11 protein-coding genes and 1 tRNA gene are annotated in these 17,823 nt (G+C 53.4%); 3 read left to right on the forward strand and 9 right to left on the reverse strand.

Annotated elements, in window-relative coordinates; genetic code table 11:
* Positions 1 to 56 precede the first annotated feature (56 nt).
* Both QBD29_RS05790 and QBD29_RS05795 read left to right on the forward strand, forming a co-directional pair.
* Positions 57 to 133 (forward strand) — tRNA-Pro (locus tag QBD29_RS05790).
* 531 nt (positions 134 to 664) lie between these two features.
* Positions 665 to 4,312 (forward strand): vitamin B12-dependent ribonucleotide reductase, encoded by a 3,648-nt coding sequence (locus QBD29_RS05795; RefSeq protein ID WP_280100366.1) that lies wholly within the window; start codon positions 665 to 667, stop codon positions 4,310 to 4,312.
* Positions 4,313 to 4,782: 470 nt separating this feature from the next.
* Here the strand turns inward: QBD29_RS05795 and QBD29_RS05800 are convergent, their stop codons facing one another.
* The 4 genes from QBD29_RS05800 to QBD29_RS05815 form a co-directional block, all read right to left on the reverse strand.
* A complete protein-coding gene (locus tag QBD29_RS05800) occupies positions 4,783 to 5,016 on the reverse strand; it encodes a hypothetical protein (RefSeq protein WP_280098720.1) in 234 nt (77 codons plus the stop codon).
* Between the two features lie 1,135 nt (positions 5,017 to 6,151).
* Positions 6,152 to 7,654: an IS66 family transposase gene (locus QBD29_RS05805; protein WP_280098719.1), complete on the reverse strand. Its 1,503-nt coding sequence runs from the start codon at positions 7,652 to 7,654 to the stop codon at positions 6,152 to 6,154.
* 67 nt (positions 7,655 to 7,721) lie between these two features.
* Positions 7,722 to 8,069, reverse strand: coding sequence for an IS66 family insertion sequence element accessory protein TnpB (gene tnpB, locus QBD29_RS05810; protein ID WP_280098718.1), 348 nt, complete (start codon positions 8,067 to 8,069; stop codon positions 7,722 to 7,724).
* Complete coding sequence (locus QBD29_RS05815) at positions 8,066 to 8,443, reverse strand: transposase (RefSeq protein ID WP_280098717.1); 378 nt, start codon at positions 8,441 to 8,443, stop codon at positions 8,066 to 8,068. The genes tnpB and QBD29_RS05815 overlap by 4 nt, the downstream gene beginning before the upstream one ends.
* A 90-nt stretch (positions 8,444 to 8,533) precedes the next feature.
* Between QBD29_RS05815 and QBD29_RS05820 the strand changes: the two genes are divergently transcribed.
* The gene (locus QBD29_RS05820; RefSeq protein WP_280100367.1) at positions 8,534 to 9,667 is read left to right on the forward strand and encodes a calcium-binding protein; all 1,134 of its coding nucleotides are present in this window, start codon (positions 8,534 to 8,536) and stop codon (positions 9,665 to 9,667) included.
* 24 nt (positions 9,668 to 9,691) lie between these two features.
* On the opposite strand, the gene QBD29_RS05825 is transcribed toward QBD29_RS05820, so the two are convergent.
* From QBD29_RS05825 to QBD29_RS05845, 5 genes are all read right to left on the reverse strand, one after another.
* Positions 9,692 to 10,897 (reverse strand): MFS transporter, encoded by a 1,206-nt coding sequence (locus QBD29_RS05825; protein WP_280100368.1) that lies wholly within the window; start codon positions 10,895 to 10,897, stop codon positions 9,692 to 9,694.
* A 79-nt stretch (positions 10,898 to 10,976) separates the two neighbouring features.
* Entirely contained in the window at positions 10,977 to 13,334 is a 2,358-nt protein-coding gene (locus tag QBD29_RS05830; protein WP_280100369.1) for a TRAP transporter fused permease subunit, read from the reverse strand.
* Between the two features lie 73 nt (positions 13,335 to 13,407).
* Positions 13,408 to 14,457: a TAXI family TRAP transporter solute-binding subunit gene (locus QBD29_RS05835; protein ID WP_280100370.1), complete on the reverse strand. Its 1,050-nt coding sequence runs from the start codon at positions 14,455 to 14,457 to the stop codon at positions 13,408 to 13,410.
* Between the two features lie 119 nt (positions 14,458 to 14,576).
* The gene (gene hrpB / locus QBD29_RS05840; RefSeq protein ID WP_280100371.1) at positions 14,577 to 17,039 is read right to left on the reverse strand and encodes an ATP-dependent helicase HrpB; all 2,463 of its coding nucleotides are present in this window, start codon (positions 17,037 to 17,039) and stop codon (positions 14,577 to 14,579) included.
* A gap of 6 nt (positions 17,040 to 17,045) precedes the next feature.
* Positions 17,046 to 17,756, reverse strand: coding sequence for a DUF3108 domain-containing protein (locus QBD29_RS05845; RefSeq protein WP_280100372.1), 711 nt, complete (start codon positions 17,754 to 17,756; stop codon positions 17,046 to 17,048).
* Positions 17,757 to 17,823 lie beyond the last annotated feature (67 nt).

Consider the following 17,823-nt stretch of genomic DNA (forward strand, 5'->3'; position numbering starts at 1 on the left):
GCGCATTTTTGGGGTTTTCAAACCACGATACGCGGCGTATATCGCCACCACTGGTTCGGGGCGTGGCGCAGCCTGGTAGCGCACCTGTTTTGGGTACAGGGGGTCGTGAGTTCGAATCTCGCCGCCCCGACCAGTAAAATCTCTTCAAATCAAGAATCGTCTTTGAACCTGCGGTACTGCTGCGGTTTTAAAGTGTTTGCCGTTTTAGCCATTTAAACTGGATTCTGGGATAACGCGGTCCCAATTTTTGACATAGGTGGTGGAATGGCGGGGGTGCTTATCAACCAAAGCGATCCAGTTGAAACTTTTTTAAGTGCGTTTGATTCTGTGGATTGTTTGGGGATGAATCGGTGTCGGATTCAATTTTTTCTTTAATACGCCTTGGTTACCCGATTGGCCTTATGTGGCTCTGTTTGCGGTCGCTCGGTGGGGCGTCTTTCGGAACAATGGGTCAATGGAAAAATGGCCAATTTATTTAAAAATTTTCGTTGACGGATTCGTGACCATCGTACACTTTGTGCGGGCCTCAGATAAAAACCACAACATTTAGTGGATAAGCATAGAGGCAGGGAACGAAGGACACTAGGCAACGACCAAGTTTGGGATACACCAAACCACGATACCTGTGTCTGTACTGGAAATGTTATTAGCTCACGGGGCAGCCATGAAAATCGAACGCCGATTTACCAAAGAAAATCAAGACGCTTACGCGGACATCGAATTCCACAAAACAACATCAGAAATCCGTAACCCCGACGGGACAGTGGTTTTTTCGCTTGATGCGGTAGAGGTTCCCGTAAGCTGGAGCCAAGTGGCGGCGGACGTTATTGCGCAGAAGTATTTCCGCAAAGCAGGTTTGGCCGACAAATTAAAGCGCGTGAAGGAAAAGGGCGTTCCTGAGTTTTTGTGGCGGTCCGTTCCTGATGGCCCTTCAGCCAAAAAAGAATATGACGGGGAAACATCCTCTAAGCAGGTTTTTGATCGCCTTGCGGGCGCTTGGGCCTATTGGGGATGGAAAGGCGGTTTGTTTGACACAGAATCAGACGCCCGCGCTTATTTTGACGAGATGCGGTTCATGCTGGCCAACCAAATGGCTGCGCCGAACTCGCCACAATGGTTTAACACCGGTCTGCACTGGGCCTATGGCATCGATGGTCCGAGCCAAGGGCACCACTATGTTGATTACAAGACCGGCAAGCTGACCAAGTCGAAGTCAGCCTATGAGCATCCGCAGCCACATGCTTGTTTCATCCAATCGGTTAGTGACGATTTGGTGAACGAGGGTGGGATCATGGACCTTTGGGTTCGCGAAGCGCGTTTGTTCAAATACGGCTCTGGCACGGGTACTAACTTCTCCTCCCTGCGAAGTGCTTCTGAGCCACTTGGCGGCGGCGGCAAATCCTCTGGGCTTATGTCCTTCTTGAAGATTGGGGATAGAGCCGCCGGCGCAATTAAATCGGGTGGCACGACCCGTCGCGCGGCGAAGATGGTGATCTGTGATATGGATCACCCAGATATTAAAGACTTTATCAACTGGAAGGTTCGTGAAGAGCAGAAGGTTGCCTCCCTTGTGGCTGGCTCCAAGATGCACGAAGACAAGTTGAACGAAATCTTCGGTGCGATCCGCGCTTGGGATGGGTCCGAAGAGGGCGCGTTCGATCCAAAGGCAAATGCTGGCCTGAAAGCGGCGATCAAATCCGCCAAGAAAGCCCGCATTCCTGAAACATACGTGAACCGTGTGCTGCAATACGCAAAGCAAGGGTTCGACAGCATTGAGTTCCCGACGTATGACACAGATTGGGATTCAGAGGCTTACGGCACAGTCGCTGGCCAAAACTCCAACAACTCTGTTCGGGTGACCAACGCATTCTTGCAAGCGGTCAAAGACGACAAGCCGTGGGAGTTGCTGCGCCGCACAGACGGTGCCGTTCAAGAAACAGTTTCCGCACGTGAATTGTGGGAAGATATTGGTCACGCTGCGTGGGCCTGTGCCGATCCGGGTGTTCAGTATCACGACACAATCAACCAGTGGCACACATGTCCAGAAGACGGGCAGATCCGTGGCTCCAACCCATGTTCCGAATACATGTTCTTGGACGATACGGCCTGTAACTTGGCGTCTATGAACCTGTTGAAGTTTTACGCAGACGGTAAATTCGATGCAGGGGCTTACATGCATGCGTCCCGTTTGTGGACCATGACACTGGAAATTTCTGTGTTGATGGCGCAATTCCCATCGAAAGAGATCGCAGAGCTTTCTTACAAGTTCCGCACATTGGGTCTGGGCTATGCGAACATTGGCGGGTTGCTGATGAACATGGGCTATTCCTATGACTCTGAAGAAGGTCGCGCCATGTGTGGTGCGCTGACGGCGGTGATGACAGGTGTCTCTTACGCCACATCTGCCGAGATGGCGAAAGAGTTGGGCCCGTTCCCTGGGTATGAGAAGAACGCAAAGCACATGCTGCGCGTTATGCGCAACCACGCGCTAGCCGCTGAAGGTGCAACCGATGGGTATGATGCGCTTGACGTAAAGCCTGTTCCTTTGGACCATGCAAACAGCCCTGATCCTGAATTGTCCGAATTGTCCAAAACGGTTTGGCAGGAAGCAGTGGCTTTGGGTGAAAAGCACGGCTATCGCAACGCTCAGGTTTCTGTGATCGCGCCAACCGGCACAATCGGTCTGGTTATGGATTGTGACACAACAGGGATCGAACCTGACTTTGCGTTGGTGAAGTTCAAGAAGCTGGCCGGTGGTGGTTACTTTAAGATTATCAACCAATCTGTGCCTGCTGCGCTGACGACACTTGGGTATTCCACAAGCCAGATCGAAGAGGTTGTCTCTTATGCGGTTGGTCACGGGACCATGGGCAATGCGCCAGACATCAACCACACCACGTTAAAGGGTCACGGATTTGGCCAAGCCGAGATCGACAAGATCGAAGCGGCGCTGCCAACCGCATTCGACATCCGTTTTGTGTTCAACCAATGGACACTGGGCGCGGATTTCTGTTCTGGCACGCTCGGCATCCCTGCCGAAAAGCTGAACGACCCGTCCTTTGACCTGCTAACACATCTTGGCTTTACCAAGGCGCAAGTTGAAGCAGCGAACAACCATGTGTGTGGGACGATGACGCTGGAAGGGGCGCCTTTCTTGAAAGACGAGCATTTGTCCGTGTTCGATTGTGCCAATCCATGTGGTAAAATCGGCAAGCGGTTCTTGTCCGTAGACAGCCACATCACCATGATGGCCGCAGCTCAGTCGTTCATTTCTGGTGCGATTTCCAAAACGATCAACATGCCGTCTGATGCAACCATCGAAGACTGTCAGAAAGCCTATGAGCTGTCTTGGTCGCTCGGTGTGAAAGCAAATGCGCTGTATCGTGATGGGTCAAAACTGTCTCAGCCATTGTCTGCTGCGTTGATCGAAGATGACGAGGACGACATCGAAGAAGCCTTGCTCGAAGCGCCAAACGGTGAACGGGCTCAGGTTCTGGCCGAGAAGATCGTTGAAAAGGTTATCATCAAAGAAGTTGCACAAGAACGCAGCCGTCTGCCAGAGCGCCGCAAAGGGTACACGCAAAAGGCAACGGTTGGCGGACACAAAGTGTACCTGCGCACAGGCGAGTACGAAGACGGCAACCTTGGTGAAATCTTTATTGATATGCACAAAGAAGGGGCTGGCTTCCGCGCTATGATGAACAACTTTGCCATCGCGGTATCTGTTGGTCTGCAATACGGTGTGCCGCTGGATGAATTCGTCGATGCGTTCACATTCACACGGTTCGAACCAGCGGGCATGGTGCAGGGCAACGACAGCATCAAAAACGCAACGTCGATCCTTGATTACATCTTCCGTGAATTGGCTGTGTCCTATCTGGACCGCACCGATCTGGCGCATGTGAAACCTGCGGGCAATCACTTTGATGATTTGGGTCGCGGTGTCGAAGAAGGCTCCAGCAATGTACGCCCAGCCTCTGATGATGCGGTTGCGATGCTCAAGCAGGTTGTTTCCCCAGGATACCACCGTCATCGGATGCCACAGGAGTTGATGGTGTTGCAGGGTGGTGCGTCTACGGGCTTGTTTGGCGGCGCTGAAACAGCGGCTCCAGAGGCATCCTTGGGCGGCGGCTTTGCCGAAGCTCCTGCACCTGCACCCACAGCTGCGCCTTTGCAAATGGACGACCGTGCCAAAGCCAAGATGCAAGGCTATGAGGGCGATGCCTGCGGAGATTGCGGGAACTATACGCTGGTGCGCAACGGCACGTGTATGAAGTGCAACACCTGCGGCGCAACAAGCGGTTGTAGCTAAGACATTCAGATTAAAGGCGGGCCAAGGTCCGCCTTTAACGCCTTCAGGCCGCAGGCAACTAACCGAGCGGTAACAAGAAGAGCCTGAAAGTTGGACTTAAGGGGGGCATATTGCTCCCCTTCTTTTTTGGAAATTCCTGAATGATTCGGCACTGTTAACCATTATTCAGGCACAATCAGTGCCTTTGATTATCATTGTCGCACTCTCGGAAACAGTCTTCGCCCAAAACTGACAAATCATGGTAAATTTGAGGCAAATTTGGTCAAAATAGTGTCAAAGCGAAAACTCGCCTGTTAAGGTTGAACAGTGACATCAGCTGCTTGGTGTCGTGACTAACGGTAAAATGGCGCTGCAATTTACGGCAGGCCGAAACTTGGGTGTAACATGATTGAGATTATTCTTCTGTCCCTGTTGGGTAAGCGTTCGGTAAACCTGCTTAGGGATGGTTCGCTTTAGGATGATTCGTCTGATTATTGATCATCAAATTTATTTTGGATCCGCTCAATTCTAAACGCGGAAAACTCTGCAGGCAGGATGATTGCGCCCTCAATCGACAGGCTTGGAAGAATTAGGTGCGTTTCGATGATAGACAGTTTGGCTTGAGCCTCTTGCGCAGTGCTTTTAAATTCAATCAAATCAACCCATGATCCTGTCAGGCTGTGTAACCCCTCTAGAACAAACCGTTTTTTGTATGTGTTACTCATGGTTCAGCCTAATAGTAATGTGCGCTTGGGTGGTCGCCCAAATGGAACTCTTGTTAAATCCGTCCGATTGGTGTTGCCGCGGCAATTTAGACGAGATGCGGCAACACCGAGGGCAGTCAGGTTACAGCAATCGACAAAAGCGCAAAGACGCCATGCGCGATCAAAGCACCAAGAATGGCGCTTATTGCAAGGGCATACAGGATTTGTAGTTGGTCAGACATTTTATCAAAATACTCATCAAACTTGTTACAAAGCCTGTCTGACAAGAAAATGAGACCAAAAACGGGCGCTTGGGTGTTTTTTTAGGGGTGATAATGGGTAGCCGATTGTAAAAGGTTGGTGACCCATTCTCAAGATGGCATTTTTGGTGGTATGGTCAACTCGCTCGCTGTCGTCCAAAGCCACCCTAATCCAAGCGACATTACTCTCTTTCAATTTTAGATTGTTTGACAAAATTTGGCTTTTGAACGATGCCTAGTGCTTTCAAATATATGTTGGGGGCAACATGAAACGTACTATCATTATATCAACACTAGCTTTGCTTATGACAACGCCAAGTTTTGCAACAACTATCATAGCAAGCTGCTATCGGGGTCCGTCACATGAAGTAATATGGGACCATGCAAATCCCGTTTTTATTGAAACACTTGTTTTGGCAGGCCTGGAAAGACAATCGGCCGAAGTCATTGCTACGCATCTGTGCCGTGACCCCAAACTGGTCGGAAATCCTGATGGAATGCGGCGGGTGTTGAGTGGGCTAATGAACAGTTAAAGGTGCTTCCAGCACAATACTGTGGCATTTACACTTGAAAAGTACGTTCTGGTTCCTAAATGTGCATTAGTTCATATTAGCGAGTACTCAAATGTCATATCCAGTTTTAATGTTGTCTCAAAGTGCGTTGATCAATCATGGACTTGGGCCATCAGATGCAAAAGCATGTAACAACATGGTACGATTTGAAAGCCGAAGGAAAAAGACGCCGGTGATCAAGAATATTGGGTTGCGCTTTACGTTGGTCGAACAACGTTTAGCAAGCATGTACCTGATTCCTTCCACTGATATTTGGCCAAACCAAAATGAGCGTGTAAAACGTAAGCACTTGGAGAACCTGTTCCAGTAGGCGAACCCCTAGCTTCACCCCTTGTAGTTCCAAGGTAGCAGCTCATCAATTCTGTTGATCTTGTGGTTGGCGATGCGGGTTAGGACGTCTGTGAGCCACTCTTGGGGATCAACGTTGTTGAGCTTGGCGGTTTCCATGAGGGTATAGATGATGGCAGCTGACTGGCCCCCGCGTTCAGATCCCATGAACATGTAGTTTTTGCGGCCTATGGCAATGCCACGCATGGATCGTTCTGCTGTATTGTTGTCCAGCTCCAGAAAGCCATGATCCAAATAGTCACGCAGCCTCTTCATGCGGGTCAGTGCGTATCTGATTGCATTGGCCAATGGCGTTTTGCCCGATAGTTTGGGTAACTCGCCTTGCAGCCAGCTTTCCAGATCATCAAGAATAGGTTTTGCTTTTTGTTGTCGCAGTGCGACGCGCTGGCCTGGCGGTGAGCCGCGTGCTTCCTTCTCTACGGCATAGAGCTGGGCGATGCGCTGTATGGCCTCTTCAGCCACATGCGAGCCTTGGGACTTGAACACGTCTACAAACTTGCGTCTGATATGGGCCATGCAGGCCACTTCCTTGATCTGGCCAGAACGGTAAAGCTCTTCAAATCCTGCGTAGCCATCGGCATGCATCCAGCCTTGGTAACCTTTGAGATGTTCGCTTGGTCGGATACCTCTGCGGTCTAGCGTGAACTCATACCAAGCAGCTGGTGGGGTATCACTGGCCCAAGGGCGTTCGTCCCTGTCATAGGCCCAGAGGCGGGCTGTCTTTGTCTTGCCAATGCCTGGCGCCAGCATCTTCACGGGCGTATCATCGGCAAAGATGGCTTGGCCTGACAGAACGTGACGTTTGATGGCCATCGCCAGTGGTTCCAGCAACGCTGCGGATTTACCCACCCATCCCGCCAGTGTCGAACGATCAATGTCCAAGCCCTCACGGGCAAAGATTTGTGCCTGACGGTAGAGCGGCAAGTGATCCATGTATTTGCTGATCAACACATGGGCTAAGAACCCTGGGCCGGGAATGCCCTTCTCAATCGGGCGTGACGGCAGTGGTGCTTGGCTGATTGCCTCGCAACACTTACAGGCCACGCGGGGGCGGATGATCTGGTTCACGACAAAGCGTCCCGGGACGTATTCCAGCTCTTCTGTTGTATCGCGGGCCAACTCGCGCAGTGCACCTCCACACTCGGCGCAGTCATCACCGACAGAAAGAACCCGTTCCACGCGTGGCAGATGATCAGGCAGTGGTTTACGCTTGGGTTTGATCTTTGCATGCGCAGCAGGTTGCTCAGGCGGCGCATTGGGCGCGATCACAGCTTGAGCAACTTCTTCATCCTCAAGTCGCAATTGTAGCTGATCGATGCCCTCGGCCTTCGATCCAAAGCGGTGACTGTTCTGCCCTGCAACCTGATGGCGCAGCTTCTCAATAAGCAAGTCACGGTTCTTCAACTCGGCTAATAATCCAACGGTGAACTCGCGCAACTCTGTGGGTTCGGAGGGGATTATATCGGGTGCATCGGGCATGCGTTCCTATACTTGATGTGGTCAGCGTCGTGAATCCCTGAACGTACAAAAACCAACAAATATGCACCTATCCAACTTGCAATGGCCGCCACGTCTTCTGGGGCATGCGCCAGTCGATGCCTTCCAACAGCATTGATAATTGTGCGGGCGTTACACTGATCTTGCCGTCTTTTGCAGCAGGCCAAACAAAGCGGCCTTTCTCCAGCCGCTTGCTGAATAGACATGCGCCCTGTTGATCCCACCAAATGATCTTCAAAAGGTCACCCCGACGGCCACGGAACACAAACAGATGGCCCGAGTACGGGTCTTGTTCTAGGACGCTTGCCGCTTGCGATGCCAGTGTATAGAAGCCGCGCCGCATGTCCGTTACGCCAGCCGCAAGCCAAACCCGTGTATTACTAGGAACGGGGATCAAACGGCCAATCCTTCGACCAAACCCACAACCGCGCTCAGCGCTGTTGGCCCCTCAATCAAAACCCGTCGTCCATCCGACAACGTTAGATCAACGCGCGTCGCACAAAGAGCTGAAGCCGAAGGGGTAGTGACCATCCTATCTATCGGCTGAGCGCTCAGTTCAACTTCGACAGGCAGAAAAGCGTCTTCGGGGGGAGAGGTTATGTCCTCCGTGGGCGTTGCAAAGCGGGGATCCTTCATCCAGTTGTGAATCAAGTTTGCGTTCACTGCATAACGTCGTGCAACTTGCGCGACAGAAAAGCCCTCCGTTGCCGCTTGGCGGCAAATCTCTCGCTTCTCGTCATCCGACCAAAAGCGCTTCTTTCCTCGGCTCATAAAATGCCCCTAAGTGTCCATTCTCAATAGTGGACACTTAACTCATTCCCTCACTCTCCGTCAGAGCGGGTTCGCCAAACGCTTACCCTGTTGGGGCTGGGTGGCATTGCATTTGGTATTGATGAAATCGCGAACGATGACGATGACGACAACACAGCGCCTGCTGAGCGGTCTGGCGAAGAGTTCGTAGGGGACGACACAGCGCAGACATTCACAGGCACAGACGGTGACGATCTGGTCGATCTTGCTGGCGGTGACGATGTAGCTGATCTGGGCGCAGGGAACGACGAAGCTCGTTTGGGCGTTGGGTTTGACACAGCCTTTGGTGGTGACGGCAACGACAGCATCGACGGCGGGTTTGGCGAAGACAGCATCGACGGCGGCGCTGGCGATGACCGCCTTGACCTTGGCGAGCAAAGCGACATCGCAGATGGCGGTGACGGCGATGATCTGATCTTCGGTGAAGAAGGCGACGATGTTATCACTGGCGGCTTTGGCGAAGACCGCTTGTACGGTGAAGAAGGTAGCGACGACATCAGCGGCGGTGGCCAAGACGACCAAATCTTCGGCGGTCGCGGCGATGATGTTCTGCGCGGCAACAACGGATCAGACTCTGTTTCTGGCGGCATTGGTGATGACTTTGTCACTGGTAACGCGGGCGACGATTTGGTTTTTGGTAACGGTGGCGATGACTCGGTTATTGGCGGTATTGGTGATGACGTCGTTTTCGGTGGCAATGACACGGATACTGTTCGCGGCGATGCAGGTGACGATATCGTTTACGGCGGGTCCGGTGCTGACCTCGTTGGCGGCGGCGACGGCAACGACTTCTTGTTCGGCTCTGACCTTGACACAGAGGCCAGTGGCTTTGACGCGCTCCTTGACGACAACGAAATGGATCGTCTGTTCGGTGGTGCTGGCGAAGACAACATTCTGGTCCAACGTCAGGATATTGCCACGGGTGGTGATGATGCTGACACGTTTACGTTGGATGCGCGTGAGCTTGGTGATGCTTCTACGATCACTGATTTCGACTCCAGCGAGGACATGGTTGAGCTGTTGTTCCCAGCAAGCGAAGCTGATCCAACCATTACGATCCAAGAATTGCAGGACGATGCGGGTACTGTAATCGGGTCTACAGTTGTTGTGAACGGAACGGCGGTTTCCAATGTAACGACAAGCACACCTTTGACGGTGGCTGATGTTACGGTGGTCCGCGTCTAATCGCGACCTTGCAGACTTATGAATTTATTGCGGCGTGTCCTTCGGGGCGCGCCGCGATAGTATCAGGATGGCGACTAGGCCTGTGCCTGAAATCCACAGACTTGCGGCGCTAATCCCGATAAGGTTGGCCAACGCACCTATGACAAATGCGCCAAGCGCTGTGGCCCCAAGACCCACAACCACCCATATAGACATGACACGACCGCGCATATCGTCGGGCAGGTCTGCTTGGATCATGGATTGCATAGTGACGCCGAAATACGTGCCTGTGGCCCCTAGCATCGCGGCACAGAACAGGGCCAACGCCCAAATTTGCGTGGTTCCAAGAACAGCCATCGCCAAAAGCCCCACAATGGCAACCGAGACGTTGCCAAGGGACAAGGCGTTTCGGCCCGTGGATTTACGCCCCATTGCTTTGTAAATCGCGGCACACAGCGCACCACCGCCTACTGCAGAGCCGAGTTGGCCAAGCCCAACCGCCCCAAGGTTAAAGGACCCATCTGCGATGATCGGTAACACTTCGAGAACACCACGCAGGGCAACCGAGAATACTGCGGTTGTGGCCAGAACAGCCACAATCGTGCGCCGTTGACGGATATATCGCATGCCTTCCGCCATGGCAGTGACAAAGGGCTCGCCACCGTGCTTGGTGAGTTCGCGCGGGTGCAGGCGGAACAAGACGGCAAGGTTCGGCAGAAATAGCACCAACGTGACCAGCAGCGCCGTTGTTGTGCCCGTTAGATCAATGAGAACGCCGCCGATAGCCGGGCTGATCAATCGCGCGAGGTTAAAATTCAGCGCGGACAGAGCCACAACCGAGGACACATCTTCGGCCTTTACCAAACGCGGGGCCAGCGACAGGCGCACAGGGTGATGTGCCGCCGTCACTGTACCAATGGCCAAGGATATCAGGATCAAACTGAACGTCGCGACGTGTCCCGCAATTTGCAGCGCCAGCAGAACGGCAATGCAGGCGATCATGGCCAGATTGGTAGCATAGGCGGCCCGTTTGATATCGGAGCGATCCACCAAGACCCCAAAAAAAGGCCCGCCAAACAGCGTCGGCAGCAAAGAGCACGCGGCCACGATGCCAACGAATTGTGCTGAATGGGTCAGATCCCAGGCCAGCCAGCCAATGACAATACGGCTGATCCACAGGGCGTTGACGTTGGCAACCGCACCAAAAAAGTACAATCGAAATTCGGGGGACCGCAGGGCGACTAGGTTCATAGACGAACCCTAAGACAGGGTTCGACAGAGGAAAAGCGCAAAGCAGTCGCCACACAAATGACGGTGCGTTTGTTCCGCGTTAGGCGGCTGCCTTGCGGGCCTGCACCGTATGGAAAGCAATCACCGCCACGGCGGCAATTAGAGCAGGGACATGGAACATTGGATCGCTCATCATGATTACGGCGGCAATGGCCAATCGCGCCACAATTTCCCATGCAGGCATGGCCCGTTGGTCATAGGCGGCCAGAGCGCTCGCCAACAAATACAGCGCAAGGATTAGACGGGCAATCAACCACAGCAGGGCGCCTAGATAGAACTCACCATCATAGCCTGGCAGGTATTTGTCCGCATCGCCCGTTGCAGCAGGGTTCAGGATTGCAGGTTCGATCAGCAACAGCTCTGGGTACATGGCGAAAACAAACGGGATCACAAACATCACAATACCCGATTTCACAGCCGAGAACCCAGTGGCCATGGGTTCTGCTTTGGTGATTGTGGCCGCCGTAAAGGCCGCAATGGCCACAGGTGGCGTAATGGCCGAGGCGACCGCAAAGTAAAAAATGAACATGTTGGCGGTAAAGATCGACAGGCCAAGCCCTGCAAGCAATGGCCCCATCAACAACGCAACGTTGATATAGGCAGGCACCGCAGGCATCCCCATTCCAAGCAGAACCGCCAACGCCATCGTGGTGAACAATGCGATGAATTGGAACATCACCGAACCACCAGAGCCAAGGTTGAGCGATTGAAGGAAGCTCAACACATCAAGAGCGATAAATTTCGACAGACCAGTAAAGTTCAGGCAGAAGTCAATAATCGAAACAGCCAAAAACATCAGGTAGAGGGTCGAAATAAGAACGCCCGCACCTGACAACGCGTCGAGGATTTTCTTCGGAGTTTTGCGGACCTCTGGGTCGATAAACAGCAGCACCACCAAAAAAATCACGGCCCACCATCCAGCACTGCCTGCATCGCCAACGGAGTTTTGCACAATGCGCAAAAGCCACGGCAGATCAGTGGCACGGCATTTTTCGCCTTCGATGATGGTTTCAACGCCAATCAGCCAACCGATGGGGCCACAATCGATGTTTTCTTTTGACGTAAGCAACAAAACAAGGATCAGCAGGATTGGGCCAAAGATTTGCAAAAGGTGCAGTTTGTCTTTGCGATCCAGCACCATGTCTGGTGTTTTTTCGCCAATCGCCTCGATCCCTTGTTTGCGGGATTGGAACACTGCGGACAGGAACAGACAGAAGAAGTAGGCCACTGCTGGGATCGTCGCAGCGATAATCACCTCGCGGTAGGGAACCGCTGTCAGGGCTGCCAGAATAAACGCTGCAACGCCCATGACGGGCGGCATGATAGACCCGCCAGAAGAGGCAGCCGCCTCGACCCCGCCCGCAAAGACGCGGGAAAAGCCGCGTTTGATCATCATCGGGATGGTCAGAACACCCGTGGACAAAACGTTCACCACGGGGCCGCCCGAAATGGTGCCAAACATAGCGCTAGAAATAATCGCCGCATGTGCGGGGCCACCGCGCAGTTTGCGGGTCCAAAGGAATGCCAGTTTGATCAGGGATTGCCCCCCAGCGGAGGCCCCAAAAAGACCGCCCAATACGATGTAGGGGAAGACTGTGTTCATGATGATGTCGATAAATCGACCCAGTAGACCAGAAGCGGAATTCACAAGAACATCATGCACGCGGGGACGCCCATCCGTAAGCATGCGGGGTTCGCCGCCTAGTTTCGTCATCAAATATTTGTTGATGTCATCTGGCCCGTGGAAATACCAAACCAGCACAGTGACAATGGTGTAACCCGCGATCAGGATTGACACCATAACCAGTGGTAAGCCCCACACTTTGACGTTGTAAGCAAGGAACACGATCACAGCGACACCAACAATCAGCACAAGGAACCCACCCGTTGTGTTGATACATTGAGGGTCTTCTACGCTATCAGGGACGGGCAGGCCGTACAGCTCTGCAAATTCGCGTTCTTCGATCAAGCTTTTGGCGATCAGTTCGGCCCGTTCACCCGTGAATTGATCCACGATACACACGCTGTCGATTTCCATAAGATAAGTAATGGAAATAGCCGCGGCCGCCACTACAAGGGCCACATCCATAAACAGGCCAAAGTTGCGCCGCGCACTGCTGCGGTTGGCCCAATCTCGAAACATCGAGTGTTTTAACGCGACGATCAGCATCATCCAAAAGAAGATCAGCGGGTAAAAATACTCATACGGAAATTTGCGCACAACGACCCAATCAAGGCCCGTGATCGCGCGTGCGGCGTTGTCCATGCCAGGAATGCCAGGCATGGCGTTTAACATGCCGACCAAAACTAAGAATAGCGCCAGAAAGTAAACCAGTTTTGACGTTGGTTTGGGATCCTCAGCTGAGACTTTTGCTGCAACGTTTGGGTCTTGTGACATGGATTTTAGCCTTGCTTGGTAAAAAACAGGCCGCAAATTGTGCGGCCTGTTTTAAAGATCAAAGTTGAAAAGATTACTCTTTTGCGCAGTCGTCGATTTTGAAGCCTGCTTCTTCCCACGCAGCAACAGCGCCTGGGTGGTATTTGATTGGGTTGGCACCACACATGCCAGATTCCACAACATCCACGATGCCAAAGCCCGCGTTAGACGCGAAAGGTGCTTTTGCCTTCATTTCATCAAGGGTTTCGATGTGTGCTGTAACCAGTGCTTTGACCAGATCGAAATCCATGTCTTTGTGAACCACATCGCCACCGATTGTTGCCAAGCCACGGAATTTACCGTCTTCGGACACAACAGTCACACCGTTTGGTGCTTTCATATCAGCCACATCCATCACCCAAGGCGCAGAGCCTGGAGCACGGGTGTATTTTTGCCATGCTTCGGATTCGAACTTTTCTTTTGGCACTGACCAAATTGTCATATCACCAGCGGATAGAACGGTTGTGATACGCGTATCAGGAAATAGCATCGGCAAAACGGCGGCTTCTACGGAACCATCAGAAATGGTCTTTGGCGCTTGGCCCCAGTTGACCTGTACACCTTCGTAACCGTCGCCGTCTTTCAGCCCAGTAGTCAGTTGGATTACAGCGCGCGCGTTTGTCAGCGCAGCCCCGCGCGGCGGACCGTTCAGAATCTTGCGACCCTTGATGTCATCCCAGCCTTTGATGTTGTTTGAGTTGTACGCATAAAGCCCAAACACACCAAGAGTCATGGGATAAAGCGCGCGCAGATTGCCTGCCAGTTCCGCACCTTTTTCCGCACCCAGCTTGGAATAGGGGCCACGGCCTTTGGACATCAAAAACGGTAGGATATAAGGCGCAGATGCGATGTCGGTTTTGCCTTCAGCCACGTTTTGGATGGAGTTTGTCAGTGTTTGACCATCGGACAGCTGAATGTTTGCAATACCGCGTTTTGCAGCCACTTCGCCAAGGTGACTGATGCCAAGGTGAACCGAACCACCAGGGCTTGCGGTTTCAGCTGTCAGGTTAACCTGAGCAGATGCCGAAGTTGCCGCCAGTGCGGTTGCCGCAACGATGGCGGACAGTGAAAAGAATTTTGACATGGTTCCTCCCAGATGAATGTCGATGAGGAAGGATACCCTAAGTACAGAATCCCTCGCTGGCAGAGAGTGTAGCCAATAACCTTAGGGAATCTAGAGCTTATTGAGTGTCATAAATTAAATTAATTGCGTGGCTTAACCCGCCGCGTGGGTTCCGCCTGTGTCGGGTCTTCGGGCCACGGGTGGCGGGGATAGCGCCCGCGCATGTCTTTGCGCACGTCTGCATAACTGGTTGACCAGAAATTCGGTAAATCAGCGGTGGTTTGCACGGGACGGCGCGCAGGAGACAAAAGTTCAATCAACAACGGCAAGCGTTTAGGCCCAGCTGTGGGATGAGTGGTCATGCCAAAGAGTTCTTGCAACCGCACTGCAATTTTAGGTTGGGCCGCGCCATAATCAATCGGCAGTTTTGTTCCTGTCGGGGCTGTGATGCTTGCAGGGGCCAGTTGGTCGAGGGTTTGTTGTGCCTCCCAAGACAAGATGTTGCGCAGGATGGTCAGCAGGTCGAGCTTTTTCAGGCCGTCAGGGGCACGAATTCCTGTCAAATGCGGCTCGAGCCAATCGGTCAGTGTTTCAAGAAGCGCCGTATCGGAAAAATCTGGCAAAGCGTGGTCTTGCGCGCGCAGCCATTCAACGCGAGCGCGAAACAAAGTTGCGGCATCGGACCAAGGAAGACATTGCAACCCCAAGTCACGGATGCCGTCGCACATGGCGGCGTTTGACGCGTCGGGGGGACAGTCTTTCCAGTTTTGATCATCCAGCACCAACTGCCCAAACTGTGTGCGTTTGCGCGTCAGCACGCGGCGGTCCCTTTTGGACCATTCACAGATATTCACGTCTTCGAATTGATCGCCGTATACATTGGCGAGTTCGGCCTGCGTGATTGGCAAAGCGGCGCGAACCTTTGCTTCGCGCGCGTCCCCATCAAGATTCGTGGCAATGATTAGGCGGTTTGCCCCCGTGGGATCGTCGTCTCGAAAAACCGCACCTTTGCCACCAGACAATACAAATCGAGGCGCATCCCCTTTGCGCCGCAGCCCGATACGGTCAGGATAGGCAAGCGCAAGGGTTTCAGCGAGCGAGAGGCTGGACGGTGTGTGTTTCAGGCGTTTGGCTTCGTGTTTGATTGATTTGATTGTGCCCGCGTTGGTTTTGAACGGCCGTGTATTTGCAAAGGCGTGCGGGTCTTTGAGCGCTTCCAGTCGTAAGCTAAGATCGCTTGGCGCGGTGCGCGGCAGAGGATCGCGAGACTCGATTAACGCTGCCAGCAGCGGTGCATCCGGCCCGCCGTGTTCTAACATATGGGCAAGCCGCGGATGCAACGGGTGACGCGCCAGTGCGGTTCCATGCGGAGTAATGCGATTGTCAGCATCCAGCGCACCAAGGGACCGCAGCAACGCTTGGGCCTGCGCCACGTCTGCGTCACGCGGGTGATCGAGAAACGGCAGAGTCTGTGGGTCCGATGTGCCCCATGCGGCCAGTTCAAGGATCAGACTGGCGATATCCGCAGACAGAATTTCGGGCAAAGGGAAGGGGGCCAAGCCGCCTTCTTCGCCTTTGGTCCAAAGCTTGTAGCAAATGCCCTGTGCCACACGACCTGCGCGGCCCATACGCTGTGTGGCTTCGGCCTTGGTGACGCGGTCCGTGATCAGGCGCGACATGCCTGAGCCTGCATCAAATCGCGCGCGCCGTGCGCGGCCCCCATCCACCACAACGCGTACGTCTTGGATCGTCAGGGACGTTTCCGCGATGGAGGTGGCCAGCACAACTTTGCGGCCCTGTTTTTCAGGCAACACCGCGCGGCGTTGTTCAGCAAACGGCAAACCACCGTAAAGAGGGCGAAGAATGCAATCGGCGGGCAGGGCGTTTTGCAACACTGCTTCAGTGCGGCGGATTTCCCCTTCACCTGGCAAAAAGGCGAGAATGCCGCCTGTGGTTTCCTTTGCAGCTTGGGCGATCAGGTCGGCCATCGCGTTTTCAAACCGCGGTCCATGTGTGTTGGGTTTCGCCCAAGGTTTTGGCAGGTGGCGCGACTCCACGGGAAAAGAGCGCCCTTCTGATGTGACCATGGGCGCATCGCCGATGAGTTTTGCGACAGGCGCAGCGTCGAGCGTGGCGGACATAACAATCAGATGAAGGTCGGGGCGCAATGCCTCGCGGACTTCTAGTGTAAAGGCCAAACCTGTGTCTGATTGCAGGCTGCGTTCGTGAAATTCATCAAAGATGATGCAACCAATCCCCGTAAGTTCAGGATCGGATTGAATCATACGGGTCAGAATACCTTCGGTAATCACCTCGATTCGAGTTTCGGGCGATGATTTGCTGTCCCCGCGCATCCGATAACCCACGGTTTGACCTGCTGTTTCACCCAATGTTTCCGCCATGCGTTCCGCCGCAGCGCGTGCTGCAAGGCGGCGAGGTTCCAGCATCAGAATTTTACCGTCGATAAGGGTCTCTTCGATCAGGAACAGCGGCACGCGGGTGGTTTTACCTGCGCCCGGAGGCGCTTGTAGTACGGCCATTTTGGCTGTGCGCAGGGCATCCGCCAATGCTGGCAAGGCAGCCTCAATTGGGAGGCCGCTCATAGCGCATCACTTTCGCTTGGCGCGAAGGCTGCCAAAGGTGGTTTGGGTCGTGAACGACATAAGGCGAAACGTGTCTGCATCTGTGCGGGTGTACAGCAGCGAGAACGGAAAGTTGACCCTTTCTTGCATATCCTCAGGCGAAAAACCTGCAACGCGTGAATAGGTTCCTTTGCAGGTTGCGCTGTTGCCCATGATCGTTGCGGGGGCGAGGGTCAATTTGGACAACCGTCGCCCATCAAACATGTCGATCATCTGGTTACACAGGGTTTTGGATGTTTGATCGGAAAACACCGTTGCAGCGGCGGTCAACGGATCAATTACGCCCTTTTGGTCGGCTGGAGTGATGTCATAGGGGCGCTTTTCACGTTCAGGCAGATAAGAATCAACACTTGGGATGCCATCGGTGATGCGCATTTTGACTTGGCTGTTACGCGATCCTGTTTTTGTTTGTGCGGAATATCGGCGCGGTGAATAGGTGCCATTTCGGTGTGTGCCTGCGGATTGGCCCGCATACCCCACATCGCGGATGGTGCGCAACAAACTGGAGGGATTTAAGAGCCCTGACACCGAAAAGGCAGAGCCGTTAAGGCGGATATCGGTTCGGATATTGCCCGCTTTAATACCAGAAACATACAGGCTGAACTGGTGGACGGTTTGCTCTGCGTAGACGGGCAAGGCCAAGGTTATGGCGAACAAGGCGGGCAGGACGTGGCGCATGTTAGGCTCTCTTTTCGTCAAGTCTGGCTTCCCCCTTGGTTTAAGATTGATTAAGACTTCGGGGAAG

The organism is Amylibacter sp. IMCC11727 (genome assembly GCF_029854195.1).
Lineage (GTDB): Bacteria > Pseudomonadota > Alphaproteobacteria > Rhodobacterales > Rhodobacteraceae > Amylibacter.